This is a genomic window from Mesorhizobium sp. M7A.F.Ca.CA.003.01.2.1, assembly GCF_003998945.1.
GTDB classification, from domain to species: Bacteria; Pseudomonadota; Alphaproteobacteria; order Rhizobiales; family Rhizobiaceae; genus Mesorhizobium; species Mesorhizobium ciceri.
The window spans coordinates 1-2322 of the sequence record NZ_RZRA01000887.1 but is presented as its reverse complement, the minus strand read 5'-3'; the positions used below and the strand labels follow the sequence as shown (position 1 = coordinate 2322).

Here is a 2322-nt window from a genome sequence, read left to right as displayed (position 1 = left end):
GACCAAATACAGCGCGCTTGTCGCCCTGCGCGACGGAACCGACGCGCTTTCGATCATCAAGGCATCCGAAGCCGCGATCGGCGGCATCGAGGCTTTCTGCAAGGTCGAGGCGATCGACGCCTGGTTCGATCGCATCGGCTGGATCTGGGGCGCGACGTGCGAAGCACAGCTTGGCGCCTGGGACGACGCGTTGAACAAGCTGGCGGCGCATGGCTACGTGCCTGCGCGACGCGTTTCGCGCGACGAGATCGCGGCGATGGCAGGCACGACGAGCCACCTCGGCGGCGCGTTCGACGCTTCGTCGGCAACAGTGCATCCCGGATTCCTGGTGCGCGGCCTGCGTCGTGCAGCGCTAAAGCGCGGCGTTCGGATCTATGAAAAGTCGCCGATGAAGCGGTTTTCACGACGGGGCAAGCTCACGGTGGAAACGGCGAAAGGAACTGTATCCTGCGGCAAGGTCGTGCTTGCCATGAATGCCTGGTCCGGCGCGATTCCGGAACTGGCCCCTGCGATCTTCAACATCTCCAGCGACGACGCCATGTCACAGCCCATTCCAGACCTTCTCGACAAGATCGGCTACCGCCGGGCGCCGCTGATGATCGATTCCCGCGTCTTCGTTGGCGGTTGGTCTCCGACGCGCGATGGTCGGCTGTCCGTCGGCGTCAGCGGTGGCGTTATTGGCTTCGGCGGCATCGTCGACCAGCGTTTCCATGGCCAGTCGCCCCGTGTCGCCGAAATGCGTCGCGCGCTGCGGGACGGCCACCCGGCGCTCGCCGATTTTCCGCTCGAGACATCATGGAACGGCCCGATCGACCGGACGGTGAGCGGCGTGCCACTTTTCGGCGCTTTGCGCGCCAACCGCGATGTCGTTTACGGCTATGGCTTTTCCGGCAATGGCACGACAATGGCTTATATCGGCGGCGAGATCCTCACCGGCCTGTTGACTGACGGTGAATCGGAACTGACGCATTCGGCGCTGGTTCGTCCGGTAACGCGCGGTTTCCCGCCCGAACCCTTTCGCTTTGTCGGTGCACATTTTGTCCGCGGCGCTGTGCGTCGGCGTGACGATTTCGAACATGCCGGGCGCAAGCTCGATCCGGTGACGAGATGGCTCGCCGGGCTGGCTCCGTCCGGCGTCACTCCCTCCAAAGCCAATCTTCGCGCAAAAAAGGGATGACGATGTCCAAGGCCAAGATTTTCAAGCACAGCGAGTTGACCCTAAAGCCATCGGTCACGCCGACCGGAACGTCTTCGATCGCGCGCGTGATCAATGCCGAGATCAGCCGGACCATGGGCGGCGGCATCGAGTATCTGGAGAACGCCTCGATCGACTGGACCGTGACCTATGACGAGGTGCTGTTCATCCATGAAGGCACGCTGACGATCGAACTGGATGACGGCCGCCACGAATGCCGCCCTGGCGACATCGTCTGGCTGCCCAACGGCACCCACCTCAAATACATCGCCACCGAGCGTACCGGCTATTTTTACTGTCTGTACCCATACGACTGGGCAGCACGGCAAGGGACGGTAGAACCTTGAAGTGGCAGGCATATCATGGATTGGCCCTTCACGGCGCAGTTCCGGGGTAGCGAAACTGCTGTTTTGGCATCTCCGCGCCGACCGGCGCGGCGAAACAGTTCTAGTCACGGAATATGGCCAACCTTTCTCGCCGAAATCTCTGACCGGTGCTATGACCCACTGGTGCGCTCTCGCGGGATTGCCGAAGGGCCTTACGCTGCATGGTCTGCGGAAGTCACTTGGGGTCTATCTCGCCGAAGCGGAGGCATCCACCAGGCAGATGTTGGATGTCTCGGCCATGACGACATTGACCATGCCGAACTCTATTCCCGGGAAGCGTCGCAGGTGCGTTGGCTGTGCAGGGCATGGACCGAGTCGTACGGCTGGTAACGCGCTTGGCGAACCTCGTGGCGAACCTGTCAATAAACCCATTGATAATAATGCCCTTCCCGAGAGATGGGTGACAGTTCATTCTGGATAGATGGGTTACACTTTCGGCCCTTTGCAAGGAGAGCAAGGTGCCTTGGAGGGAGTGTAACGTCATGGAAGAGCGGCTGAAGTTCGTCGCCCGGCTGCTGGACGGCGAGAAGATGGCGATGCTTTGCCGGGAGTTCGATATCTCGCGCAAGACCGGCTACAAGATCCTCACGCGCTACAACGACAGCGGCCTGGAGGGGCTGACGGACCGATCGCGGCGGCCCTATCGCCACGCCAATCAGCTTCCGTTTCAAATCGAGAAGCTGATTGTGCGCCTCAAGCAAGACAAGCCGACATGGGGTGCGCCGAAGATACGCGAGCGGC

The 2322-nt window shown here is 61.4% G+C and carries 3 protein-coding genes and 1 pseudogene; all 4 read left to right on the top strand.

Annotation, left to right across the window (positions count from 1 at the left end):
• A partial coding sequence (locus tag EN969_RS27180) for an FAD-dependent oxidoreductase (RefSeq protein WP_127419550.1) occupies positions 1–1177 on the top strand: 1177 nt, incomplete at its 5' end.
• The gene (locus tag EN969_RS27175) at positions 1174–1542 is read left to right on the top strand and encodes an AraC family ligand binding domain-containing protein (RefSeq protein ID WP_063168764.1); all 369 of its coding nucleotides are present in this window, start codon (positions 1174–1176) and stop codon (positions 1540–1542) included. The genes EN969_RS27180 and EN969_RS27175, both read left to right, overlap by 4 nt.
• A gap of 82 nt (positions 1543–1624) precedes the next feature.
• Positions 1625–1907: pseudogene (locus tag EN969_RS27170) on the top strand (tyrosine-type recombinase/integrase); the annotation flags it as partial.
• Between the two features lie 156 nt (positions 1908–2063).
• Positions 2064–2322: helix-turn-helix domain-containing protein (locus tag EN969_RS27165; protein ID WP_164747151.1), on the top strand; the 259-nt coding region annotated here is incomplete at its 3' end.

What these genes read in the sequence shown, in the direction of transcription:
- EN969_RS27175 (WP_063168764.1), top strand. Translation starts at nt 1,174, where the DNA reads ATGACGATGTCCAAGGCCAAGATTTTCAAGCACAGCGAGTTGACCCTA.